The following is a 21902-nucleotide window of genomic DNA, read 5'->3' on the forward strand; positions in this document are numbered from 1 at the left end:
CCCTTCGCCACCGGCACCGACGCCCTCGACCGCGCCACGCATCTGCGCCCCCAATGCGCCGCGCTCATTGCCCGGCCCGAGGCGCGGCTCCTGCCGCAATGGCGCGACAAGGCGCTGATCGACCTCTCGGGCCCCGCTCCCGCCATCGCCTGGCTCGCCCCCGATCCCGCGCTCCTCGCCCGCGCCGCCGAGCCCCCGGTGTTCCTCGGCCTGCACGCCGGCGCGCCGCGCTTCACCGCCGACTTCTCCGCGCTCGACGAGAACGCTGCCGAACATTTCCCGGCCGAGGCCGCGAAGTTCATCGACCTGCGCTCGGTCGCCGCCGAGCTCACCCTGCCCGAGGCCGCCATCCTGTCCACCGCCAAGGGCGTCATCGGCTGGCACCGCGCCCACCCCTTCTGCGCGCGGTGCGGCGCGCCCAGCGCGCCCGGAGACGGCGGCTGGCGGCGCCGTTGCACCGCCTGCGGCGCGCTGCACTTCCCGCGCACCGACCCGGTGGTGATCATGCTGGTGACGCAGGGCGAGCGCGTGCTCCTGGGGCGCCAGCGCGTCTGGCCCCCCGGCCTCTACTCGCTCCTGGCGGGCTTCATGGAGCCGGGCGAGACCATCGCCGACGCGGTGCGCCGCGAGACCCGCGAGGAGACCGCCATCGCGGTCGGGCGCGTGCGCTTCCTCGCCTCCCAGCCCTGGCCCTTCCCCGCCAGCCTGATGCTCGGCTGCTGGGCCGAGGCGCTCACCGACGAGATCACCATCGACGCCGAGATCGAGGACGCGGTCTGGGTGCCGCGCGCCGAGGTGGCGCAGGCGCTCGCGGGCCGGCACCCGCGCTTCGCCTCGCCCAGGCGCGACGCCATCGCGCGCTGGCTGCTCGACGCCTGGGTCGCCGGCGAGATCGGCGACGCGGAAACCCCCGACGCGCAAACCCCGGGTCCTCAATCCCCCGCGGCGATTCGCTGACTGCCGTGCTAGACTCGGGCCCCGCGCCCAGACCGACCGAGGCTCCGTGCAGGAGATGGACGACCAGACCGAGACCCGCAGCTTCGACGATGCCGACGCCGCCGTCGCGCGCATCACCGAGATCTACCAGGCCAGCGTCGGGCGGCTGCGCGCGGCCTTCGAGCGGGTCGCGGGCGGCGGCAGCGCCGGCCCGGTCGCCGCCTTCTACCCCTTCGCCGGCTTCTCCGTCGGCCACGCCAACCTCAACACCGACGCGCGCCACGCCTACGGCATCCTCTTGGAGGCCGGCGACTACCGCGCCACGCTGACCCGGCCCGACCTGTTCGCCGCCTATTACCGCGAGCAGATCGCTCTGGTCATGCGCCGCCACCGCATCCCGGTGCAGGTGGGGCTCAGCCACCGGGCGATCCCGCTGCCCTACATCGTCGAGCAGAGCGTCATCGACGTCGGCGAGCGCGAGATCCGCATGCTGCAGGAGCACTTCTCGCTGCCCGACCTGCGCACCACCGACGACAGCATCGCCAACGGCAACATCCCGCTGCACTCGACCCGGGCCAAGCCCCTGGCGTTGTTCTCGGCCGAGCGCGTGGACTTCTCGCTCGCCCGGCTCAGGCACTACACCGGCACCGCGCCCAGGCACTTCCAGGGCTTCATCCTGCTCACCAACTACCAGCGCTATGTCGAGGCCTTCGTCGACTTCGCCCGCGCCGAGGTGGGCCGGGACGGCTACACCGACTTCGTCGAGCCCGGCGACCTGGTGCACAGCGCCGGCGCGCCGGCCGCCGGCCGCCGGCCGCGCCACCTGCCGCAGATGCCCGCCTACCACCTCAAGCGATCGGGCGGCGACGGGATCACGCTGGTCAATATCGGCGTCGGCCCCTCGAACGCCAAGACCATCACCGACCACCTCGCGGTGCTCAGGCCGCATTGCTGGCTGGTGCTCGGCCATTGCGCCGGGCTCAGGCGCAGCCAGCTTCTGGGCGACTACGTGCTGGCGCACGGCTACGTGCGCGCCGACCACGTGCTCGACCATGACGTGCCGCAATGGATCCCGGTGCCCGCGATCGCCGAGGTGCAGCAGGCGCTGCAGGAGGCGACCGCCCTGGTCACCGGGCTGGAGGGGCTGGAGATGAAGACGCGCATGCGCACCGGCACGGTCTTCACCACCGACAACCGCAACTGGGAGCTGCGCTTCGACGAGCTGTTCGCCGAGCTCAACCAGAGCCGCGCCATCGCGGTCGACATGGAATCGGCCACCGTGGCGGCCAACGGCTTTCGCTTCCGCGTGCCCTACGGCACGCTCCTGTGCGTCTCGGACAAGCCCCTGCACGGCGAGCTCAAGCTCGCCGGCATGGCCAATGCCTTCTACCGCGAGCGGGTGCGCCAGCACCTGCGCATCGGGCTCGAGACCATGCGCATCCTGCGCGAGCGCGGCGTCGACCGCCTGCACTCGCGCAAGCTGCGCGGCTTCGACGAGCCTGCTTTCCGCTAATCGCCCAAAGCCAACCGGTCAAAGACCGCCCTGCCGCGGCGCGGCCGGAGCCTCGTCATCGACCTTGGCCGCCCTTGGTGACCCTTGGTCGCCCTTGCCGCGCCGGCGGTGCTCAGCGCCTCAGCTTCGCCACCGAGTCCTTGAAGGACTTGACCGGCTTGATCGAGGCAACCGTGGTGGCCGGCGACTGCATGGTGGCGCCGGTCGCGGGGTTGCGCACGGTGCGCGCGGCGCGCCGCTTGGCGTCGATCTTGGCGATGCCCGGCACCGTCACCGCGTCGCCGCCGTTCAGCCCTTTCATCACCGCGTCGGGCAGGGCGTCCAGCACGGCTTCGACTCCGGACTTGGTCTGACCGGTCGCCTGCGCCAGAGCGTCCACGAGCTCCGATTTCTTCATGGGTTTCCTCCCCCGGAAATGGGCGCGACCGCGTCGCGCCTCCAAACCGTCACATACGAATCGGAAGACGGCGCCGGGATCAATGTTTTTTTTGCCCCGGCGGGGCCGGCGCGGCGCCGATAAGCCCCGCCCTGTGGCCATTGCGCCAGCCCGGCGCCCGATTCCGGGCGATTTCAATCCCCGGGCGGGATGGCCTAGACTGTCGCCGGCAGCCGAGGACCGAGATGGCGAATCCCTCGCAAAAGACCCCCGAGCCCGACTCCGCGCAAGCCGAGAAGGCGGCGCTGCGCCGCGCGCTCGGCGCCTTCGCCACCGGCGTGACCATCGTCACCGCCCGCGCCGCCGAGACCGGCGAGCCGGCGGGCTTCACCGCCAACTCGTTCACCTCCGTCTCGCTCGATCCGCCGCTGCTGCTGGTCTGTCTCGCCCATACCGCGCGCTCCTACCGGGTGTTCCGCGAGACCGAGAGCTTCGCCGTCAACGTGCTCACCGCCGAGCAGGAGGAGACCGCGCGCATCTTCGCCAGCCGCGGCGTCGACAAGTTCGGCTGCATCCGCTGGCACGCCGGCCGGCTCGGCGCGCCGGTGATCGAGGGTTGCTTGGCCACCTTCGACTGCGCCATGCACCAGCGCCTGACCGCGGGCGACCACGACATCCTGATGGGCCGGGTGATCGGCTACTCGCACCACGCCGGCGAGGCGCTGCTGTTCCATGGCGGCGCCTTCCAGCGGCTGGGCTGAGGCCGGCTCAGGCCCGCTCGCCGGCGACGATCTCGCCATAGGCCACGGTGACCGCCGCCAGCCGCGCCTCGGCCAGCCGGCGCGCCTCCTCGGGCACGCCGCGGGCGATCATGCGGTCGGGATGCAGCGCGCGCACCAGCGCCCGGTAGCGCCGCTTCGCCTCCTCGGCCGAGGCGCCCGGCGCGAGCCCCAGCGCCGCCCAGGGGTCGTGCTCGCCCGGCAGATGGCGCGCCCGGATGGCGCGGAACGTGGCCGCGCCGACGCCGAAGATGCGCGCCACCTCGTCCAGGAAGGCGGCCTCACCCGGCTCGTAGCGCCCGTCCGCCGCGGCGATCACCACCAGCCCCTCGAGCAGGTCGTGCAGCACCCCCGGCCGGCCGCGGAACATGCGCGCCACCTGCTGCGCATAGACCTCGAAGCCGGCGGTCTCGCCCCGCGCCAGGTTGTAGACGCGGGCGACATTGCGCTCCTCGCCCTCGGGAATCTGGAACAGCCGGCGGAAGGCGGCGACCTCGTCGCGGGTGACGCGCCCGTCGGCCTTGGCCATCTTGGCGCCCAGCGCGATCACCGCGATGGTGAAGGCGACGGTTTGCTCGGGCGGCGTCGAGAGCCGCTCGAACACCGCCGCCAGCGGCTCGCCGCGTGCCAGCGCCGCCAGCGCCCGACCGATTCGCGTCCACACCGACATATGCGTGAGTCTAGCCCGTTGATCCGTCCGCGCGAGGGCGCGCCACGGCTCAGCGATCCAGCGCCAGCACCATCAGCGCCAGGTCCAGCCGGCGCCCGCGCTTGAGCCCGACCTCGCTCAGCCGCCCCTGCTCCTCGAACCCCAGCTTGCGGTGCAGCCCCAGGCTCGCCGCCTGGTCGGCGCTCACGCCGCCTACCATGCGGTGCAGCCCCGCCGCCCTGGCCAGCTCGATCAGCCGCGCCATCAGGAGCCGCGCGGTGCCGCGCCCGCGCGCGGACCGCGCCACGTAGACCGAGTGCTCCACCGTCTCGCGATAGCCCTCGCCGGCGCGGAACGGGCCGTAAGTTGCATAGCCCAGCACCTCGCCGCCCGCCTCGGCCACGATCACCGGGAACCCCCCGGCGCGGCGCGTCTCCAGCCACTGCACCATGTCCCCGGCGCTCTTGGGCGTCTCGGTCCAGCTCGCCGTACTGCCCAGGATCTCGCCGTTCAGGATGCCGGCAATCGCCTCCAGGTCCCCCGCTTCAGCGTCGCGCAGGATCATGCCGCCCGCTCCCTCTCCGCGCCCCGTCTCGGCTCCCCGTCTCGGCGCCCCGTCTCGGCGCCCCGTCTCGCGCAGCCGCTTTCCCCGCGAAGCGTAATCGTCTAAGCGGAGGCCGTCGAGTTACATCCTTGGCGGAGGGCAGGCCATGGGGCAGTCCGCGGGACAGACCATGAGCGACGGCACGACGGGCGGCGCGTGGGACTTCTGGATCGACCGCGGCGGCACCTTCACCGACGTGGTCGCGCGCCGGCCCGACGGCGCGCTGGTCACCGCCAAGCTGCTCTCCGACAACCCCGAGCACTACGAGGACGCGGCGCTGCAGGCGATCCGCAGCTTCCTCGGCATCGGCAACAACACGCCGATCCCCGCCCGGCGCGTGCGCCAGGTCAAGATGGGCACCACGGTCGCCACCAACGCGCTTCTCGAACGCAAGGGCGACCCCACCGTGCTGGTCACCACCCGCGGCCTCGCCGACCAGCTGCGCATCGCCTACCAGAACCGGCCCGAGCTGTTCGCGCGCAGGATCGAGCTGCCCGAGATGCTCTATGCCCGCGTCGTCGAGGCCGACGAGCGCGTGCGCAACGACGGCACCGTCGAGCGCCCGCTCGACGAGGACCGCCTTCTGGCCGACCTCAAGACCGCGCACGCCGCCGGCATCCGCGCCGCGGCCATCGTCTTCCTGCACGGCTACCGCCACACCGCCCACGAGGCGCGCGCGGCCCAAATCGCGCGCGAGACCGGCTTCACGCAAGTCTCCACCAGCCACCAGGTCTCGCCGCTGATGAAGATGGTCAGCCGCGGCGACACCACCGTGGTCGACGCCTATCTCTCGCCCATCCTGCGCCGCTATATCGACCGCATCGCCGACGCCTTCGCCGGCGACACCAGCGGCAAGCTGATGTTCATGCAGTCGAACGGCGGGCTGACGGATGCGCGCATGTTCCAGGGCAAGGACGCCATCCTGTCCGGCCCCGCAGGCGGCGTGGTCGGCGTCGTGCGCACCTCCGAGATCGCCGGCTTCGACAAGATCATCGGCTTCGACATGGGCGGCACCTCGACCGATGTGTGCCACTACGCCGGCCAGTACGAGCGCGTGCTCCTGACCCAGATCGCCGGCGTCAGGATGCGCGCGCCGATGATGAACATCCACACGGTCGCCGCCGGCGGCGGCTCGATCCTCGCCTTCGACGGCACGCGCCTGCGCGTCGGCCCGCAGTCGGCCGGCGCCAATCCCGGCCCGGCCGCCTATGGCCGCGGCGGCCCGCTCGCCGTCACCGACGCCAACATCATGGTCGGCAAGCTCAGGCCCGAGTTCTTCCCCGCCATCTTCGGCCCGAACGCGGACCGGCCGCTCGATGCCGAGGCCACACGCGCCAGGTTCGCCGAGATGGCCGCCGAGATCGGCAAGGCGCCCGCCGAGGTCGCCGACGGCTTCATCCGCATCGCGGTCGAGAACATGGCCAACGCGATCAAGAAGATCTCGGTGCAGCAGGGCCACGACGTCACCGAATACTGCCTCAGTGTGTTCGGCGGCGCCGGCGCCCAGCACGCCTGCCGCATCGCCGACGTGCTCGGCATCGAGACCTGCCTGGTGCACCCCAAGGCGTCGCTCCTGTCGGCCTACGGCATGGGGCTCGCCGACATCCGCGCCAGCCGCGAGCAGGCGATGGAGGCCGTGCTCGACGCGGACTCCCGCGCCGAGGCCGAGGGCCTGATCGACTGGCTTGCCGGCGACGTAAGCGACGAGGTCGCCCGCCAGGGCGTGGAGCCCGCCAAGATCCAGCTCAACCGCACCGCGATGCTCAAGATCAAGGGCACCGACACCGCGCTCGACGTCCCCTTCGGCGCCATGGCCGAGATGCGCCAGGCCTTCGCCGACGCCCACCGCGCCCGCTTCGGCTTCGCCGCGCCGGACAAGCCGCTGGTGATCGAGGCGGTCACCGTCGAGGCCATCGGCGAGGCCGCCGACCTCGCCGAGCCGACGCTTAAGACCGCCACCCGCGACGAATCCGAGATCGAGGTGGCGAAGGTCGCCGCATTCTACTCCGAGGGCGCCTGGCACGAGGCCCGCTTCGTGCGCCGCGCCGCGATGCGCCCGGGCGACCGGCTCACCGGCCCCGCCGTGCTGGTCGAGCCGCACACCTCGATCGTGATCGAGCCCGGCTGGCGCGCCGAAGTCACCCGCCACGACCACGTGCTCTTGACCCGCATCGCCGAGAAGGAGGATGCCGACATCGGCACCCGCGCCGACCCGGTCATGCTCGAGGTCTTCAACAACCTCTACATGTCGATCGCCGAGCAGATGGGCGCGGTGCTCGAGAACACCGCCGTCTCGGTGACCATCAAGGAGCGGCTCGACTTCTCCTGCGCGGTGTTCGACGCACAAGGGGATCTCATCGCCAACGCGCCGCACATGCCGGTGCATCTGGGCTCGATGGCGGCCTCGGTGCAGACGGTGATGCGGCTCAACCCCGACATGGGCCCGGGCGACGTCTACGTGCTCAACGCGCCCTATAACGGCGGCACGCACCTGCCCGACGTCACCGTGGTCACCCCGGTATGGGACGACGCCGGCGCGAAGGTGCTGTTCTACGTCTCCGCGCGCGGCCACCAAACGGACGTGGGCGGGCTCACGCCGGGTTCCATGCCCCCCGACAGCCGCGTGGTCGAGGACGAGGGCGTGCTGATCGACAACTTCAAGCTCGTCGACAAGGGCACCTTCCGCGAGGACGAGGTGCGCAAGCTGCTCACGGGGGCGAAATACCCCGCGCGCAACCCCGAGGAGAACATCGCCGACCTCAAGGCCCAGGTCGCGGCCTGCGAGAAGGGCGTGGCCGAGCTCAGGCGCATGGTGGACCACTTCGGCCTTGAGGTGGTGCAGGCCTATATGGGCCACGTGCAGCGCAACGCCGAGGAGCTGGTGCGCCGCCGCATCCTGGCGCTCAGGGACTCCGAATACGTCTACGAGATGGACCCCGACTATGACGGCCGGCCGCGCGCCATTCACGTCAGGATCTCCGTCGATCACGACCGGCGCGCCGCGACCATCGACTTCACCGGCACCACCGGCCAGCTCGCCACCAACTACAACGCGCCCGAGCCGGTGACCCGGGCCGCCGTGCTCTACGTCTTCCGCTGCCTGGTCGACGAGCCGATCCCGATGAACGAGGGCGTGATGAAGCCGCTCGAGGTGATCCTGCCCAAGGGCACCATGCTCTCGCCCGAATACCCCGCCGCGGTGATCGCGGGCAATGTCGAGACCTCGCAGGCGGTGACCAACGCGCTGTTCCTCGGGCTCGGCGTGCAGGCCGCGGCGCAGGGCACCATGAACAACACCACCTGGGGCAACGCGCGCTACCAGTACTACGAGACCATCTGCGGCGGCTCGGGCGCGGGGCTGCTCAACGACGGCACCGGGCACGCCGGCGTCGACGCGGTGCACACCCACATGACCAACTCGCGCCTGACCGACCCCGAGGTGCTGGAATTCCGCTATCCCGTGCTCCTGGAGCGGTTCTCGATCCGCCGCGGCTCGGGCGGCAAGGGCCGATTCCGGGGCGGCGACGGCACCGTGCGCCGCATCCGCTTCCTCGAGCCGATGACCGTGGCCATCCTCTCGGGCCACCGCGTCGTGGCGCCGCCGGGGCTCGGCGGCGGCGGTGCCGGCACGCGCGGGCGCACCCGCATCCTGCGCGCCGACGGCACCGAGGAAGAGCTGAAATCGGCCGACAAGCGCGAGGTCGGCGCAGGCGACGTGTGGCTCCTGGAGACCCCGGGCGGCGGCGCCTACCTGGCCGCTGACGCCCCGGACAAGGCCGAATGATCGCGATCTTCTATGTCGGCGTGGCGCTGGCGCTGGCGGGGCTCGCCGGCATCGTCTGGTTCATCCGCCGCGCCCGCGCGCTCAGGACAGCCGAGCTCGACGACCATGCGGTCCAGGCCGAGGTGCGCAGCCTCGTCGCCCTCAATGTCGGCGCCTTCGGCCTCGCCTTCCTCGGCCTCGCCATGGCCGTGGTCGGCCTGATCCTGGCCTGAGCCCGGGCCGCGCCGCCGTCCGCCCACGCCGCCTGGGGCGGACCGTTAACTCCTACAGCCCGACTATAGGAGTTAACGCCTTTTGAGGCCGCGCAGCCGTCGCGGACGACTTTCGTAGGATTAACGGATTTCCTGCCAACCGTTGTTAACACGGGGCCAACGTCGGGCGCGTTAACGCGGGTGAACGCGCGCCCTCAGCCCTCGTCGTCCTTCTTCTCCGCGCCGCTGTCGGGCAGGTTGAACAGCTTGTCGGGATCGAGCTCGGGCTCGGCCTCCTCCTCCTCGGAGTCCCCGCGCGGGTCGTCGAGGCTGATGTTCTCGAACTCGGCCAGCTTGCGCGCGCGCTCTGATTCCATGGGCGTTCCGAGCGATTCCTCGGTGGACAACAGGTGCAGCCGCTCCTCGGTCGAGGGCACCGGCTCCTGCTGCCTGGCCTTCTTCTCGGCCGCCTTGCTGACCACGTTGTCGAGGTCGGTCTGGCGGCACAGGCCCAGCGCCACTGGGTCCACCGGCTGGATGTTCGAGATGTTCCAGTGCGTGCGGTTGCGGATCGACTGAATGGTCGGCTTGGTGGTGCCAATCAACTTCGAGATCTGGCTGTCCTCCAGCTCCGGATGATACCGCACCAGCCAGGCGATCGCCGCCGGCCGGTCCTGCCGCTTCGACACCGGTGTATAGCGCGGTCCCTTGCGCTTGACCGGGGGCGCCACCTCGCGCCTGAGCAGCTCCAGCCGCGCCACCGGGTCGCCCTCGCAGCGCCGGATCTCCTCTGCGGTCAGCTGGTTGTTGGCCACGGGGTCCAGCCCCTTGATGCCCACCGCGACCTCGCCGTCGGCGATGCCCTGCACCTCGAGCTCGTGCATGCCGCAGAACTCGGCGATCTGGCGGAAGGTGAGCGTCGTGTTCTCGACCAGCCAGACGGCGGTCGCCTTCGGCATGAGCGGCAAATCTGTCATGTCTTGCAACCTCTTGTCGTCTCCCGTGCCAAATAGCGCCCCCGCGCTCCGAGACCGGGCGCGCGGCGCACTTCACGGTTTCGAGGGATTGTTTCCACGCGCTATATATGCGGCCCGGCCGCCGAAATAAAGCGCAAATCCGGCGCCCGCCCGCCGGTCTCGACCCGGCCACGCACGACCCTGCGCGCGGCCGGCTCGCTAGAGCGTCACCAGCGCCCGGGCGAACATCTCCGGGTCGACATTGCCGCCGCTGATCGTGCAGATCACCGCCTCGCCCTCGATCCGGTCGGCCCGGAACAGCGCCGCGGCCAGCGCCACTGCGCCGCCGGGCTCGGCCACGAGCTTGAGCCGCAGGAAGGCGTGCGCCATGGCCATGAGCGCCTCGTCGTCGCTCACCGCCAGGCCGGGGCCCGCCAGCCGCCGCAGCACCGGGAAGGTCAGCGCCCCCGGCATCGGCGACAACAGCGCGTCGCAGATCGAGCCGGTCTCGGAGTCGTTGCGCAGCCGCTCGCCCGCCGCCAGCGAGCGCGTCCAGTCGTCGAAGCCCTCCGGCTCGACGGGGCGCACCCTCAGCCCCGGCGCCTCGGCCTCGAGCGCCAGCGCGATGCCGGCCGAAAACCCGCCGCCGCCGCAGCACACCAGCACGTCGGCGTGCTCGACGCCCGCCGCGCGCGCCTGTTCGGCGATCTCCAGCCCGCAGGTGCCCTGGCCCGCGATCACCATCGGCTCGTCATAGGGCCTGATCAGGGTCAGCCCGCGCTCCTCGGCGAGCTGCCCGCCCACCTCCTCGCGGCTCTCGCCACCGGCGCGATCGTAGGTCACCACTTCGGCGCCGTAAGCCTTGGTGTTGGCCATCTTCAGAGTCGGCGCGTCGCGCGGCATGACGATCACCGCCGGCACGCTCATCAGCTCGGCAGCGCGGGCGACCCCCTGCGCGTGGTTGCCGCTGGAATAGGCGATCACGCCGCGCCGCCGCGCCGCCTCGGACAGCGCCGAGACCGCCGACCAGCCGCCGCGGAACTTGAAGCTGCCGGTGCGCTGCAGGCACTCGGCCTTGACCAGGATGCGCCGCCCCACCATGCGGTTCAAGAGCGCGCTCTCGATCAGCGGCGTGACCCGCGCCACGCCCTGCAGCCGGGCGCGTGCGGCGCGGATGCCGTCGATGGTCACGGCCTCGGCGATCACCTCGGTCATCTGGCGAATCTCTCCAGGAATGTGTCGATGGCCTCGCGGGCCTCGGGCTCGTCGAGGAAGGGCGGGTGGCCGCGGCGCGGCACCGTCGTCCGGGCCATGTCGGGCCGGTGCTGCGCCATCTCGTCGAAGGTCTCGGCAGAGAGGATGTTCGAGTTCTCCGCCCGGATGGTCAGGATCGGCAGTCCCTCCAGCGCGTCGAAGACCTGCCACAGGTCGTCCAGCCCGTCCTCCATCGACTTCGCCACCGCCTGGCGCAGCCGCGGGTCGTAGCTCAGCCGAGGCCGCCCGCCCTCGTCGCGGTAGATGGTGCGCGCGAAGCCGCGCCACTGCGCATGCGTGAGGTCGGGAAAGGCCGCGCCCATGCGCGCCTCGAGCTGCCGCGCCGCCTCGTCGAAGTCCTGCGCCTCGGGCTCGATGCCGAGATAGCTCATGATGACGTCGAGCCCCGCCTGCTCGACCACCGGGCCGATGTCGTTGAGCACCAGCGCGCCGATGCGGTCGGGCCAGGTGGCGCCGATCACCATGCCCATGAGCCCGCCGCGCGAGGTGCCGATGATCGCCGCCTGCCGCAGCTCCAGGTGATCGAGCAGCGCCACCGCGTCGCCCGCCTCCACCGGCACCGTGTACTCGGCCACGGGGTCGTCGGCCCACTCGCTCATGCCCCGCCCGCGCGGGTCGAGCCGCAGCACGCGGTAGCGCTCGGCCAGGTGCTGCGCCAGCCCGGCGAAGTCGCGTCCGTTGCGCGTCAGGCCCGGCAGGCACAGCACCGGCGGTCCCTCGCCGAGCGTGTCCTGATAGGCGAGCGTGCGGCCGTCCGGCGCCTGGAAGCTCCGGGTCATGCCGCCGCCGCGATGCCGGGAATGCCGCTGAGGTCGGCCACCACGTGCCGCGGGCGCCAGGGCAGCCGGTCCACCGGCGCACCGGCACGGTTGGCCCAGGCGGTCACGAAGCCATAGCCGGCGCCGGCGCAGGCGTCCCAGCAGTTCGACGAGACGAACAGCACCTGGCTGCGCGGGCAGCCGAAATGCGCGCCGACCAGCCCGTAGACCGCGGGGGCCGGCTTGAACACGCCGACGCTCTCGACCGAGAGCACGGCATCGAGCAGATCGCCGATCCCCGCCGCCTCGACCGCGCCGGCGAGCATGTCGGGCGAGCCGTTCGAGAGAATCGCCGTAGCCCGCCCCTGCTGCTTCAGCGCGGCCAGCATCGCGGGCACCTCGGGATAGGCATCGAGCTCCCAGTAGAGCGCCAGCAGCCGCTCGCGCAGCGCCGGATCGGCGAGCCCGTGCGCCTCCAGCGCATGGTCGAGCCCGTCCTGCGTCACCTTCCAGAAATCCGTGTGCACGCCGGTCGCAGCGCGCAGCCAGGTGTACTGCAATTGCTTCAGCCGCCAGGTAGCGGCGATCGCGGGCCAGTGGCGCGCGAAGTCCTCGCGCCCCGGCTCGGCGGCGGCGCGGCGGGCCGCGGCGGCGACGTCGAACAGCGTTCCATAGGCGTCGAACACGCAGGTGGTGATGGTCATGGCACCTCTCCGCTCGCCGCTTCGGTGGGCGAGAGAATGACCAAGAGTCGGGCGGAATGGAACCCCCGGCCGAGCGGAACGCGGAGGCGGCCCGCGCGCGACCGGCTTCGCCGCCGGCGGCTCAGCAGGCTCCCGAATCCGCCCTCGCCACCGAGGCCACCATGACGCCGTTGCCGGGGCAGCCGCCGCGCACGCCGCGGCTGAGATCCTGCACGATGGTCATGCGGCCGGGATCGCCGGACAGCCGGGCGCGGTAGACGTAGAGCCCCTCCATCACCCGCTGCACATAGTTGCGCGTCTCGCCGAAGGGGATCGACTCGATCCAGTCGATCGTGTCGATGCCAGGGAGCCGCGGGTCGCCGAACTCGCCGATCCACTGGTCGACGCGGTCGGGTCCGGCGTTGTAGGCCGCGGCCGCAAGGACGTAGGAGCCGCCATAGGTGACGAGCTGATCGGCCAGATAGCTCTGGCCCAGCCGGGCATTGTACTGCCAGTCGTCCAGCAGCCGGGCGCCCGAGTAGGGCTCGCCGATCTCGCCCGCCACCTTGCGCGCCGTCGCCGGCATCAGCTGCATGAGGCCGCGCGCGCCGGCCGGGCTGACCGCGCGCGGGTTGAGCTCGGTCTCCTGCCGGGCGATCGCCATGGCCAGCGCCGGCTCCACCTTCGAGGCATAATGCGCCAGCGCGGTCACCGGGTAATAGGCGGGGTAGAGGATCACGCCCTTGCTGGCCGCGCGCTTGGCGACGCGCACCGCGAAATGCGGCTCGCCCAGCGCGAGCCCAAGATCGGCCAGCGCCCCCAGCGCCGCACGGCCCTGCATGCGGTTGCCCAGATCCGAGAACAACCAGAAGGCCAGCGGGTCCTGGTCCGCATAGTGCAGCAGCACGGCGGCGCGCACCTCGTCGGTGCGCAGCGCCGGGCTTTTCGACCAGTCCGGCAGCGCGCGTGTCGCAATCTTCGGGTCCCCCTTCAGTCCCAGCTTCGCGGCCGCGAGCTGGCCGTAGAACGCGGTCGGATACTTCGCGGCGGCGCGGTACCACCTGGCGGCCCTGGCCCCGTCCCCTGCTGCCTCGTAGGCGCGGCCGAGCCAATAGCCGCCGCGGCCCAGGCTGATCGGCGTGTCGACCACCTTTTCGAACCGCTGGAAATGCGGGATCGCGCGGCGCGGCTGGTTGAGCTTTCTGAGCGCGATCCAGCCCGCCAGCCACTCCAGATCGGCGTAGTCCCTGGCATGCGCCGGACTCAGATGGTGCTCATCGGCCAGCGCATAGCCCAGCGCCGGCTTGCCGGTGCGCGCCTCCCGCCGGGCCAGGGCCTCGCGCCTGCCGGCCCAGAGTTCCGGGATGCCGAGCTTGTGCGCGTCGCCGCTGATATGCGCCAGAAGCGCCGCCGCATCGTCGTAGCTGCCGGCGCGCCACAGCCGGCTGAACGCGGCCCAGTTGGCCGCGGCCGCGTCGGTCGGCACCTCGCCCGCCCGCGACGCCACCTTGCCGCCGGCGACAAGCCGGGCCAGGGCCTCGAGTCCCGGCCATTCGGGGTGGCGGCCGGCAAAGGCGCGGAACTCGGCTTCCGAGCCGGCGCCCGATCGCAGCTTCTGCCACATGACGAGGTCGTAGATCAGTTGATCGCCGCTGCGCGTCGCGATCTGCTCGGCCCCCGCCCAGTCGCGGGCCTGCCCGAGCTTCAGGGCATCGGCGAGCACGGCGCCGCCCGAGCGCGCGGTCGCGAGCTCGAACGCGCCGGCCCGACCGGATGCAACGACTGCGACAGAGAGGAAAACGGCGGCCAGCGCCAGGGCGCGCAAGGGCATGGCAAAGTCTCTTTTCTGCTCTCGGGTTCCCGGCTCGGGGCTGTCAGTCTTCTTGCTGATTTGCCCGCATCCTATCATATCGTGACCCCGCCGTATCGGGCGCGCAGGGAAATTTTTGCCGCCTCGCACGACCGACCGCCGCCCCTGCGCCAGCCCGCGCTTGCGCCTCCACCCGATTGCGCATAGGGTCGCGCGGACCTTGGCCCAGACCGGATCCGGACCCATGTTCAGAGGCTCTCTCGTCGCCCTAGTCACGCCCTTCCGCAACGGCTCGATCGACGAGGACGCGCTCGCCGGCCTGGTCGAGTGGCACGTCGCCCAGGGCACCCACGGCCTCGTCCCCGTCGGCACCACGGGCGAGAGCCCCACCCTCAGCCACGAGGAGCACGAGCGGGTCATCGAGGTCGTGGTCGAGGCCGCGGCCAAGCGCCTCCCCGTGATCCCCGGCACCGGCTCGAACAACACCACCGAGGCGATCCGCTTCATGCGCCACGCCGAGCGCGTCGGCGCCGACGCCGCCCTGGTTGTCACGCCCTACTACAACAAGCCGACCCAGGCCGGGCTGATCGCGCATTACAAGGCGCTGCACGACTGCTGCGAGCTGCCGATCATCATCTATAACATCCCCGGCCGCTCGGTGGTCGACATGTCGCCTGCCACCATGGGCGAGCTGGCGAGGCTGCCGCGCATCGTCGGGGTCAAGGACGCCACCGGCGACATCGTGCGCGTCTCCAAGCAGCGCGAGTCCTGCGGGCACGACTTCATCCAGCTGTCGGGCGAGGACGCCTCGGCGCTGGGCTTCAACGCCCATGGCGGGATCGGCTGCATCTCCGTCACCGCCAACGTCGCGCCGCGCCTGTGCGCCGAGTTCCAGGAGGCGACGCTCAAGGGCGACTTCGCCACGGCGCTCGAATACCAGGACCGGCTGATGCCCTTGCACACCGCCGTCTTCCTCGAGCCCGGCACCGCCGGCGCCAAGTACGGGCTGTCCGTGCTCGGCCGCTGCTCGGACGAGGTGCGCCTGCCGCTCGTGCCGGCCACGGAGCCGGTGCGGGGCCGCATCCGCGAGGCCATGGTGCATGCCGGGCTGATCAACGCCTGATCCCATGGCTGCCAAGGACAAGGGCGGCGGTGGCCGCGTCGTCGCGGAGAACCGCAAGGCCCGCTACAACTACTTCGTCGAGGACACGCTCGAGGTCGGCCTCGTGCTCGAGGGCTCCGAGGTCAAGAGCCTGCGCGAGGGCAAGGCCAACATCGCCGAGAGCTACGCCAACGTCGAGGGTGGCGAGCTGTGGCTGATCAACAGCTACATCGCCCCCTTCTCCCAGGCCAAGTCGGAAGCCTTCGGCCACGACGAGCGGCGCAACCGCAAGCTGCTCGCCTCGGCGCGGCAGATCTCCGAGCTGGCCGCGGCCGTGGGCCGGCAGGGCATGACGCTGGTGCCGCTCAAGCTCTATTTCAACCAGCGCGGCATCGCCAAGCTGCTGATCGGCCTGGCCAAAGGCAAGAAGCAGGAGGACAAGCGCGAAACCGAGAAACAGCGCGACTGGCAGCGCGAGAAGCGGCGCCTGCTCAAGGAGCTCGGATGACCCGGGCCGCCACCCACTCTGCGCCGGGCCTCGACCGCCTGATGGCGGCGGTCGACGCCACCTGGCCGGCGGCGCAATATCGCAGCCTCGGACCCTGGACCCTGCGCCGCGGCGCCGGCGGCGGCCAGCGCGTCTGCGCCGCATCGACCGAGGACGAGGCCGCCGACTTGGAGACCGCGGCAGCCGCGATGAGTGCCTGGCAGCAGGTGCCGCTGTTTCGCCTCGGCGAGGACCAGACCGTGCTCGACGAGCGACTGGAGCAGGCCGGCTACCGCCGTCACGACCCGGTGGTGCTCTACGCCGCGCCGGTCGGCCGCCTCGCCGACGGCCGCGACGAGACGGCCCACGTGATCCGTGTCCGCGCGCCGCTCGCCATCGTCGACGAGATCTGGGCGCGGGGCGGCATCGGCCCCAGGCGTCGCGCGGTGATGCAGCGCGCGCCGCAGCCGAAGGTCACGCTGCTCGCCCGCACCGGCGACCGGCCCGCCGGGGTCGCCTTCGTCGGCACCGACCGAGAGCTGGCGATGGTCCACGCCTTCGAGGTGGTCCCCGCCCATCGCCGCCTCGGCGCCGGCGAGACGCTGCTGCGCGGCGCCGCCAGCTTCGCTTTCGAGCAGGGCTGCGACTGGCTGGCGCTCGCGGTCACCGAGGCCAATGCACCGGCGCGCGCGCTCTACGCCAAGCTCGGCATGCAGGTCGCCGGACGCTACCACTACCGGGTCGGGGCGGCATGAGGCGCGCCGCGCCAACCGCCGGGCGCGCCCTGCTCGTCGCCCTCGCACTGCTCGCCGTCACGCCCGGACCGGTGACGGCGCAGCAGAAGCCGTCCGAGACCGCGCTCCCGCCCGAGCTGGATCCCGGGGCCCCCCAGGGCGCCGCGCTCACGGCGCGCATCAACCGTGCCTTCGACCGCTATGCGCTACCGGTGGGGCCGTTCACCCGCAGCACGGCGGACACCACGGACCTCGAGGGCCGGGTGATCCGTTCGGCCTATCGCCTGGCCGACCCAGAGGCGACCACCGCCGCCGTGATCGACGGCTATCGCATGCGGCTCGAGGCGCTGGGCTACTCGCCGCTCTTCGCCTGCGAGAACACGGAGTGCGGCGGCTTCGACTTCCGCTTCGCCGTCGAGTTGCTCCCGCCTCCGGCCATGCTCATGGACGTGGCCGACTTCGCCCAGCTCTCGGCACGGCGCGGAACCGGAGCCGAGGCGACGTACCTCTCCGTTCTCGTCAGCCGCCTGCTCGGCGCCGTCTATATCCAGACCGTCGCCGTTGCCCCCGCCACGCCGGGAATCGACGTTGCCCCGGCGACGGCGGCGGCGCCCTCCGGGGCGCTGCGGGCGATGCAGCCGGGCGCCGAGAAGGCGCTGCTCGAGCGCCTGACCGGCTTCGGCCATGTGCGCCTTCAGGGGCTGGCCTTCGAGCCCGGCAGCGCGGCGCTGACGCCGGACTCGGCGGCTGCGCTCGACCTCATCGCCCGCGCGCTCGCGGCGCGGCCGAGCCTCTCCGTCCTGGTCGTCGGCCACTCCGACAACCAGGGCTCGCTCGACGACAACATCTCGCTGTCGCAGCGCCGCGCCGAGGCCGTGCGTGACGCACTGGTCGCGCGCGGCATCGATGCCGCACGGCTCGAGGCCCACGGTGCCGGCTTCCTCGCCCCGGTGGCCTCGAACGCCACCGAGGAGGGCCGCGCCCTCAACCGCAGGGTCGAGCTGGTGCTGCGCTAGGATCGAACGGCCCGTCTTCGCCCCCGCGCGCGCGCGCGCCGCGCCGCGACCGACCCCGAAAAGAGGAAGGCCCGGCACGTCGGCCGGGCCTCGTCCCTCGCCCCGCTTGACGCGCGGGGTCAGTGCAGCTGGTCGCCAACCCGGCCAATCGCCTCGTCGACGAGCTGGTCGGCCTTGTCATCCGGCATCTTGCTGGCGATCACCTCGCCGGCCGCGGCGATGGCCACCTCGACGGCGCGATTGCGCACCTCGCGCAGCGCCTTGGTCTCGGCCATCTCGATCTGCTCCCCGGCCTGGCGGAGCCGGCGCTCGATCGAGGCGTCGAGATCGGCCTTGGCCTTCTCGGCGAACTGCTCGGCGTCCTGCCTGGCCCGCTCGACGATCTCCTGCGCCTGGCTGTCGACCTCGCGCTGCTTGCGCTCGAACTGGGCGAAGGTGGCCTGCGCCTCCTCGCGCAGGCGGCGGACCTCGTCGATCTCCTCGCGGATCCGCTCGGCGCGCGCGTCCAGCTGCTTGACGATCATGCTGTGGACGCGGAAATAGGCCAGGATCACCAGGAAGATCGCGACCGCGATGCCGAAGACGAACCAGGTATCGTGAAGCGGGCTCATGGTGCAGCCTCCTCAGCCCGAACCGGCCGCGTCCGCGGCCCGGCGCTTGCGTGCCGGGACCCGGCTTTCGACCGCGGACTTGACCGCGCCCTCGTCCATCACCTCGGGCATCATGCGCCCGATGATGGCGGCGGCGGCCTGCTCGGCCACCTCGCGCACGGCGGCCGAGGCCTCTTCGCGGATCTCCTCGATGCGTTTCTCCGATTCGAAGGCGCGCGCGGCGATCTCGGCATCCGCCTTGGCCATTGCCGCATCGATGTCCTTCTGGATCTCGGCGCGGGTCTCGGCGGCGATCGACTGGGCCTTGGCGCGGGCGTCGGCCAGCGCCTGCTCATAGGCGGCCTCGGCTTCGGCGGCCTTGCGGCGGAACTCCTCGGCCGGATCGAGTTCGTCGGCGATGGCGTCGGCGCGCTCCTCGAGCACGCTGGCGATGCGCGGCAGCGCGATCCGGCTCATCAACAGGAAGAGCACGAAAAGGCCCACCGCCATCCAGAAGATCTGGCTCGGGTAGGTGGTCAGGTCGAGCTGCGGCAGCCCCGTGGCGTGGTGGCCCGCCGCTGCTGCTTCGGTGGTCGCCATCTAACTCTCCGGTCGCTGGCTGTCCACGTGGGTTCCGGACCGGGCGCGCGGGCGCCCGTCCGCCTGTCCTCTCGCCTCAGACGGCGAACATCAGGAGCAGCGCGATCAGGAAGCCGAAGATGCCCAGCGCCTCGGCGAAGGCGATGCCGAGGAACATGGTGGCGACCTGCTCGCGCGCGGCCGCCGGGTTGCGCAGGGCGCCGCTCAGATAGTTGCCGACCACGTGGCCAATGCCGATGCCGGCGCCGCCCATGGCGGTGCAGGCCATGCCGGCGCCGATGTACTTGCCCAGAAGGGTCGCGGCTGCAGCTTCCATTGTTCTGTCTCCTCTCGAAGGGATGGTTCGTTGGCTGTTGCTGAACGGCCTCAGTGACTCAGCGGGTGGACCGCGTCCCTGAGGTAGATCACGGTCAGGATGGCGAAGATATAGGCCTGCACGATGGCGACCACGACCTCGAGCCCGACGATCGCCACCATCAGCGCCAAGGGCAGGACGCCGAGGATCGAAAGCACCGGCACGAAGGCGGCGAACACCTTCAGCACCGCGTGGCCGGCCATCATGTTGCCGGCAAGTCGGATCGAGTGGCTGACCGGGCGCACGAAGAACGAGATCACCTCGATCACCGCCAGGATCGGTCTGAGCACCGGCGGCGCGGCCGTCGGCCAGAACAGCGCCAGGAAGGCCGGCCCCTGCTTGATGAAGCCGAGCACGATGACGGTGAAGAACACGATCAGCGCCAGCGTCGCGGTGATGGCCACCTGCGAGGTGACGGTGAAGGAATAGGGAATCAGCCCCATCACGTTCGAGAACAGGATGAAGACGAACAGGGTGAAGATGTAGGGGAAGAAGCGCACCCCCTCCTCGCCGAGCACGTCGGTGACCATCTGGTGCACGAAGCCGTAGAGCATCTCGGCCAGCGACTGCACGCGCGTTGGCACCAGCGCGCGCCCGCGCGTGCCCAGGATCAACAGTGCCGAGATGGCCAGCACCACCAGCGTGACCCACAGCGTCTGGTTGGTGATGGTCAGCAGTCCGATCTCGTGGCCGCCGAACAGCGGCTCGACCCGGAACTGGTGCATCGGGTGGATGCTCAGCTCTTGTGCGAAGGTACTGCCCGCCGCCATCCTCAGGTCCCTGTTTCCCCGCGCCGGCGTTGACCCCGGCGCCTCAGTCCTCGTTGTCGTCCCGCTTCGTCGCGTCGCGGGCTTGCTCGCGGCTCAGCTCCTCGGCCGAGCGCAGCGCCGTGCGTATCCCGGCCGCCATCCCGAGCAGCACGAACACGATGAGAAAGACCGGCCGCGTGCCCAAGGCCACGTCGAGCCCCCATCCCATCGCCGCGCCGATCAGGCCGCCGACGACCAGTTCGAGGGTCATTCGCCACGCCACGCTGGCCGCGGTGAACTCTCCTCCGATGTTGCGCCGCTTCGGCTTCCGGGCCTGGCGCGCCGCCCGGATCCGCTTGTCCAGCTCCTCGAGCTTGGCGGACCGGTCGTCGGGCGCGCCCATGGCCAGGCACCTCACGGCATGGCACCGGGGAACAGCCGCCCCCGGCGAAAGACGCGGCGGACAATACGGGGGCCTTCGGGGGGTGTCAAGCACCGGAACGGTGCCGCAACATTCGAATAAATTATTGATACACAAAGACAATAACGTCTTTGGCGCGTGCGCAGCGGCACCCGCTGCGCCACTTGCCCCGGTTGCGGTACCGCTCCGCGCGGCCCCGTGCAATCATGCGCTTCGCCACGGGGGCGAATCCGTGTATGATTGCGCAATCGGCCTGCCGCCGACAAGGCGGTCTCGCCCAAAGGAGGCGCAGCCATGAGAACGCTTGTCCTCGCCGTTGCGACGATCGCGCTCGTCGGTCTCGCCGGCGCACCATATGCGGCCGCGTGCGCCGCGCACAGCCAGCAGCAGTCCGCGGAGGCACCGCCGCCACCGCCGCCGCCGAACCCCTCGACCTGACGCGGCGCGCGGCCCGGGACGCGCGGCGCGGGCCGGATCTCGCTCTCCGGCCCCAGACTGCGTTTGGCTTGTTCCCCGCAGGCGGTGACGATATGACCGCCTGACCCGAACGCCGCAGACGAGCCCGCAGCCGTGCCGCATGCCCCCGATTCCGCCGCCCGACCGCGCGTCGCCCTTCTGGTGACCTGCCTGGTCGACCTGATGCGCCCCTCGGTCGGCTTCGCCGCCGTGAAGCTCCTGGAGGAGGCCGGCTGCACGGTCGAGGTGCCCGCCCAGACCTGCTGCGGCCAGCCGAACTACAACTCGGGCGACCGTGCCGGCGCGCAGGCGCTGGCCCGCCGGATGATCGCCGCCATGGACGGCTACGACCACGTGGTGGTTCCCTCGGGCTCCTGCGCCGCCACCGTGATCAAGGACTACCCCCAGCTCTTCGCCGGCGACCCCGACTGGGAGGCGCGCGCCGAGGACCTCGCCGCGCGCACCCATGAGATCGTGAGCTTTCTCACCGACTTGCTCGGGCTCGAGCGCGTCTCCGCCCGGCTCGAGGCCCGGGCGACCTACCACGACTCCTGCTCGGGGCTGCGCGCGCTCGGCATCAAGGAACAGCCGCGCCGCCTGCTCGCCAGCGTCGAGGGCCTCGAGCTCGCCGAGCTCGGCGAGGCGGAGGTCTGCTGCGGCTTCGGCGGCACGTTCTGCGTCAAGTACCCCGACATCTCGAACAAGATGGTCGCGAACAAGGCCGCCGACATCGCCGCGACCGGCGCCGAGCTGGTGCTCGCAGGCGATCTCGGCTGCCTGATGAACATGGCCGGCAAGCTCTCGCGCGAGGGCCGCGCGGTGCGCGCGCGCCACGTCGTCGAGGTGCTGGCCGGCGAGACCGCGACCCCGGCGATCGGCGAGGACTGAGATGATCGCCCACGCCCCCACCACGCCGCGCTTCAAGCACAATGCGAAGGCCGCGCTCGCCGACCCCAACATCCAGGCGGCGATGAGCCACGCCCAGTCGGGCTTCGTCGAGAAGCGCGCCCGGGCCGCCGCCGCGCTGCCGGAGTTCGACGCGCTGCGCGACGCCGCGCGCGATCTCAAGAACCACACG

At 71.5% G+C, this 21902-nt stretch carries 24 protein-coding genes and 1 pseudogene; 12 read left to right on the plus strand and 13 right to left on the minus strand.

Going from position 1 to position 21902, the window contains the following annotated elements:
- Positions 1 to 957, plus strand: a 957-nt coding sequence (gene nudC / locus AC32QD_RS06975; RefSeq protein ID WP_492009766.1) for an NAD(+) diphosphatase, incomplete at its 5' end; no start/stop codon positions are given.
- Positions 958 to 1012: 55 nt separating this feature from the next.
- Positions 1013 to 2449, plus strand: coding sequence for an AMP nucleosidase (locus tag AC32QD_RS06980; RefSeq protein ID WP_492009767.1), 1437 nt, complete (start codon positions 1013 to 1015; stop codon positions 2447 to 2449).
- Between the two features lie 112 nt (positions 2450 to 2561).
- On the opposite strand, the gene AC32QD_RS06985 is transcribed toward AC32QD_RS06980, so the two are convergent.
- The gene (locus AC32QD_RS06985) at positions 2562 to 2846 is read right to left on the minus strand and encodes an HU family DNA-binding protein (protein WP_492009769.1); all 285 of its coding nucleotides are present in this window, start codon (positions 2844 to 2846) and stop codon (positions 2562 to 2564) included.
- A gap of 224 nt (positions 2847 to 3070) precedes the next feature.
- Here AC32QD_RS06985 and AC32QD_RS06990 point away from each other — a divergent pair, with 224 nt between their 5' ends.
- On the plus strand, positions 3071 to 3586 hold the full coding sequence (locus AC32QD_RS06990; protein ID WP_492009770.1) for a flavin reductase family protein: 516 nt from the start codon (positions 3071 to 3073) through the stop codon (positions 3584 to 3586).
- A 7-nt stretch (positions 3587 to 3593) separates the two neighbouring features.
- On the opposite strand, the gene AC32QD_RS06995 is transcribed toward AC32QD_RS06990, so the two are convergent.
- Together AC32QD_RS06995 and AC32QD_RS07000 are read right to left on the minus strand one after the other, a co-directional pair.
- Entirely contained in the window at positions 3594 to 4274 is a 681-nt protein-coding gene (locus AC32QD_RS06995; protein ID WP_492009771.1) for a TerB family tellurite resistance protein, read from the minus strand.
- A 49-nt stretch (positions 4275 to 4323) separates the two neighbouring features.
- Positions 4324 to 4818: a GNAT family N-acetyltransferase gene (locus AC32QD_RS07000; protein WP_492009772.1), complete on the minus strand. Its 495-nt coding sequence runs from the start codon at positions 4816 to 4818 to the stop codon at positions 4324 to 4326.
- A 169-nt stretch (positions 4819 to 4987) separates the two neighbouring features.
- On the opposite strand from AC32QD_RS07000, the gene AC32QD_RS07005 reads away from it, so the two are divergent.
- On the plus strand, positions 4988 to 8641 hold the full coding sequence (locus AC32QD_RS07005; protein ID WP_492009773.1) for a hydantoinase B/oxoprolinase family protein: 3654 nt from the start codon (positions 4988 to 4990) through the stop codon (positions 8639 to 8641).
- On the plus strand, positions 8638 to 8853 hold the full coding sequence (locus AC32QD_RS07010) for a hypothetical protein (protein WP_492009774.1): 216 nt from the start codon (positions 8638 to 8640) through the stop codon (positions 8851 to 8853). The genes AC32QD_RS07005 and AC32QD_RS07010 overlap by 4 nt, the downstream gene beginning before the upstream one ends.
- Before the next feature lie 194 nt (positions 8854 to 9047).
- Here the strand turns inward: AC32QD_RS07010 and AC32QD_RS07015 are convergent, their stop codons facing one another.
- The 5 genes from AC32QD_RS07015 to AC32QD_RS07035 all read right to left on the minus strand — a co-directional run bounded on the left by AC32QD_RS07015 (position 9048) and on the right by AC32QD_RS07035 (position 14335).
- Positions 9048 to 9809 (minus strand): DUF1013 domain-containing protein, encoded by a 762-nt coding sequence (locus AC32QD_RS07015; RefSeq protein WP_492009775.1) that lies wholly within the window; start codon positions 9807 to 9809, stop codon positions 9048 to 9050.
- 198 nt (positions 9810 to 10007) lie between these two features.
- Positions 10008 to 11003, minus strand: a complete 996-nt coding sequence (locus tag AC32QD_RS07020) for a threonine ammonia-lyase (RefSeq protein WP_492009776.1) — start codon at positions 11001 to 11003, stop codon at positions 10008 to 10010.
- A complete protein-coding gene (locus tag AC32QD_RS07025; RefSeq protein ID WP_492009777.1) occupies positions 11000 to 11842 on the minus strand; it encodes an alpha/beta fold hydrolase in 843 nt (280 codons plus the stop codon). The genes AC32QD_RS07020 and AC32QD_RS07025 overlap by 4 nt, the downstream gene beginning before the upstream one ends.
- Entirely contained in the window at positions 11839 to 12525 is a 687-nt protein-coding gene (locus AC32QD_RS07030; RefSeq protein ID WP_492009778.1) for a haloacid dehalogenase type II, read from the minus strand. The genes AC32QD_RS07025 and AC32QD_RS07030 overlap by 4 nt, the downstream gene beginning before the upstream one ends.
- Before the next feature lie 121 nt (positions 12526 to 12646).
- Positions 12647 to 14335 carry a lytic transglycosylase domain-containing protein gene (locus AC32QD_RS07035; RefSeq protein WP_492009779.1) on the minus strand — a complete coding sequence of 563 codons (1689 nt, stop codon included), beginning with the start codon at positions 14333 to 14335 and terminating at the stop codon, positions 12647 to 12649.
- A gap of 223 nt (positions 14336 to 14558) precedes the next feature.
- Here AC32QD_RS07035 and dapA point away from each other — a divergent pair, with 223 nt between their 5' ends.
- Genes dapA through AC32QD_RS07055 form a run of 4 tightly spaced genes read left to right on the plus strand, consistent with a single transcriptional unit; the run spans position 14559 to position 17653 of the window.
- Positions 14559 to 15437 carry a 4-hydroxy-tetrahydrodipicolinate synthase gene (gene dapA / locus AC32QD_RS07040; RefSeq protein WP_492009780.1) on the plus strand — a complete coding sequence of 293 codons (879 nt, stop codon included), beginning with the start codon at positions 14559 to 14561 and terminating at the stop codon, positions 15435 to 15437.
- A 4-nt stretch (positions 15438 to 15441) separates the two neighbouring features.
- Positions 15442 to 15924 (plus strand): SsrA-binding protein SmpB, encoded by a 483-nt coding sequence (smpB, locus tag AC32QD_RS07045; protein WP_492009781.1) that lies wholly within the window; start codon positions 15442 to 15444, stop codon positions 15922 to 15924.
- Positions 15921 to 16658 carry a GNAT family N-acetyltransferase gene (locus AC32QD_RS07050; RefSeq protein WP_492009782.1) on the plus strand — a complete coding sequence of 246 codons (738 nt, stop codon included), beginning with the start codon at positions 15921 to 15923 and terminating at the stop codon, positions 16656 to 16658. Before smpB ends, AC32QD_RS07050 begins: the two co-directional genes overlap by 4 nt.
- Entirely contained in the window at positions 16655 to 17653 is a 999-nt protein-coding gene (locus tag AC32QD_RS07055; RefSeq protein WP_492009783.1) for an OmpA family protein, read from the plus strand. Before AC32QD_RS07050 ends, AC32QD_RS07055 begins: the two co-directional genes overlap by 4 nt.
- Positions 17654 to 17772: 119 nt before the next feature.
- Here AC32QD_RS07055 and AC32QD_RS07060 read toward each other — a convergent pair whose 3' ends face one another.
- The 5 genes from AC32QD_RS07060 to AC32QD_RS07080 form a co-directional block, all read right to left on the minus strand.
- Positions 17773 to 18264, minus strand: coding sequence for a F0F1 ATP synthase subunit B family protein (locus tag AC32QD_RS07060; protein ID WP_492009784.1), 492 nt, complete (start codon positions 18262 to 18264; stop codon positions 17773 to 17775).
- Positions 18265 to 18276: 12 nt separating this feature from the next.
- Positions 18277 to 18843, minus strand: coding sequence for a F0F1 ATP synthase subunit B' (locus tag AC32QD_RS07065; protein ID WP_492009785.1), 567 nt, complete (start codon positions 18841 to 18843; stop codon positions 18277 to 18279).
- Between the two features lie 76 nt (positions 18844 to 18919).
- On the minus strand, positions 18920 to 19159 hold the full coding sequence (locus tag AC32QD_RS07070) for a F0F1 ATP synthase subunit C (protein ID WP_492009786.1): 240 nt from the start codon (positions 19157 to 19159) through the stop codon (positions 18920 to 18922).
- A 50-nt stretch (positions 19160 to 19209) separates the two neighbouring features.
- On the minus strand, positions 19210 to 19968 hold the full coding sequence (locus tag AC32QD_RS07075) for a F0F1 ATP synthase subunit A (protein WP_492009787.1): 759 nt from the start codon (positions 19966 to 19968) through the stop codon (positions 19210 to 19212).
- Between the two features lie 43 nt (positions 19969 to 20011).
- On the minus strand, positions 20012 to 20350 hold the full coding sequence (locus AC32QD_RS07080) for an AtpZ/AtpI family protein (protein ID WP_492009788.1): 339 nt from the start codon (positions 20348 to 20350) through the stop codon (positions 20012 to 20014).
- Between the two features lie 312 nt (positions 20351 to 20662).
- Between AC32QD_RS07080 and AC32QD_RS07085 the strand changes: the two genes are divergently transcribed.
- The 3 genes and pseudogenes from AC32QD_RS07085 to AC32QD_RS07095 form a co-directional block, all read left to right on the plus strand.
- On the plus strand, positions 20663 to 20806 hold the full coding sequence (locus AC32QD_RS07085; RefSeq protein ID WP_492009789.1) for a hypothetical protein: 144 nt from the start codon (positions 20663 to 20665) through the stop codon (positions 20804 to 20806).
- A gap of 132 nt (positions 20807 to 20938) precedes the next feature.
- Positions 20939 to 21712 carry a (Fe-S)-binding protein gene (locus tag AC32QD_RS07090; protein ID WP_492009790.1) on the plus strand — a complete coding sequence of 258 codons (774 nt, stop codon included), beginning with the start codon at positions 20939 to 20941 and terminating at the stop codon, positions 21710 to 21712.
- Between the two features lies 1 nt (position 21713).
- Positions 21714 to 21902: pseudogene (locus AC32QD_RS07095) on the plus strand ((Fe-S)-binding protein); the annotation flags it as partial.

The organism is Thermohalobaculum sp. (genome assembly GCF_058622915.1).

What these genes read in the sequence shown, in the direction of transcription:
- AC32QD_RS07020 (WP_492009776.1), bottom strand. Translation starts at nt 11,003, where the DNA reads ATGACCGAGGTGATCGCCGAGGCCGTGACCATCGACGGCATCCGCGCC.
- AC32QD_RS07055 (WP_492009783.1), top strand. Translation starts at nt 16,655, where the DNA reads ATGAGGCGCGCCGCGCCAACCGCCGGGCGCGCCCTGCTCGTCGCCCTC.
- AC32QD_RS07000 (WP_492009772.1), bottom strand. Translation starts at nt 4,818, where the DNA reads ATGATCCTGCGCGACGCTGAAGCGGGGGACCTGGAGGCGATTGCCGGC.
- AC32QD_RS07015 (WP_492009775.1), bottom strand. Translation starts at nt 9,809, where the DNA reads ATGACAGATTTGCCGCTCATGCCGAAGGCGACCGCCGTCTGGCTGGTC.
- AC32QD_RS07075 (WP_492009787.1), bottom strand. Translation starts at nt 19,968, where the DNA reads ATGGCGGCGGGCAGTACCTTCGCACAAGAGCTGAGCATCCACCCGATG.
- AC32QD_RS06980 (WP_492009767.1), top strand. Translation starts at nt 1,013, where the DNA reads ATGGACGACCAGACCGAGACCCGCAGCTTCGACGATGCCGACGCCGCC.
- AC32QD_RS06985 (WP_492009769.1), bottom strand. Translation starts at nt 2,846, where the DNA reads ATGAAGAAATCGGAGCTCGTGGACGCTCTGGCGCAGGCGACCGGTCAG.
- AC32QD_RS07080 (WP_492009788.1), bottom strand. Translation starts at nt 20,350, where the DNA reads ATGGGCGCGCCCGACGACCGGTCCGCCAAGCTCGAGGAGCTGGACAAG.
- AC32QD_RS07030 (WP_492009778.1), bottom strand. Translation starts at nt 12,525, where the DNA reads ATGACCATCACCACCTGCGTGTTCGACGCCTATGGAACGCTGTTCGAC.
- AC32QD_RS07010 (WP_492009774.1), top strand. Translation starts at nt 8,638, where the DNA reads ATGATCGCGATCTTCTATGTCGGCGTGGCGCTGGCGCTGGCGGGGCTC.
- AC32QD_RS07060 (WP_492009784.1), bottom strand. Translation starts at nt 18,264, where the DNA reads ATGAGCCCGCTTCACGATACCTGGTTCGTCTTCGGCATCGCGGTCGCG.
- AC32QD_RS07065 (WP_492009785.1), bottom strand. Translation starts at nt 18,843, where the DNA reads ATGGCGACCACCGAAGCAGCAGCGGCGGGCCACCACGCCACGGGGCTG.
- AC32QD_RS07005 (WP_492009773.1), top strand. Translation starts at nt 4,988, where the DNA reads ATGAGCGACGGCACGACGGGCGGCGCGTGGGACTTCTGGATCGACCGC.
- AC32QD_RS07035 (WP_492009779.1), bottom strand. Translation starts at nt 14,335, where the DNA reads ATGCCCTTGCGCGCCCTGGCGCTGGCCGCCGTTTTCCTCTCTGTCGCA.
- AC32QD_RS07085 (WP_492009789.1), top strand. Translation starts at nt 20,663, where the DNA reads ATGAGAACGCTTGTCCTCGCCGTTGCGACGATCGCGCTCGTCGGTCTC.
- AC32QD_RS06990 (WP_492009770.1), top strand. Translation starts at nt 3,071, where the DNA reads ATGGCGAATCCCTCGCAAAAGACCCCCGAGCCCGACTCCGCGCAAGCC.
- AC32QD_RS07025 (WP_492009777.1), bottom strand. Translation starts at nt 11,842, where the DNA reads ATGACCCGGAGCTTCCAGGCGCCGGACGGCCGCACGCTCGCCTATCAG.
- AC32QD_RS06995 (WP_492009771.1), bottom strand. Translation starts at nt 4,274, where the DNA reads ATGTCGGTGTGGACGCGAATCGGTCGGGCGCTGGCGGCGCTGGCACGC.
- AC32QD_RS07050 (WP_492009782.1), top strand. Translation starts at nt 15,921, where the DNA reads ATGACCCGGGCCGCCACCCACTCTGCGCCGGGCCTCGACCGCCTGATG.
- AC32QD_RS07070 (WP_492009786.1), bottom strand. Translation starts at nt 19,159, where the DNA reads ATGGAAGCTGCAGCCGCGACCCTTCTGGGCAAGTACATCGGCGCCGGC.
- dapA (WP_492009780.1), top strand. Translation starts at nt 14,559, where the DNA reads ATGTTCAGAGGCTCTCTCGTCGCCCTAGTCACGCCCTTCCGCAACGGC.
- smpB (WP_492009781.1), top strand. Translation starts at nt 15,442, where the DNA reads ATGGCTGCCAAGGACAAGGGCGGCGGTGGCCGCGTCGTCGCGGAGAAC.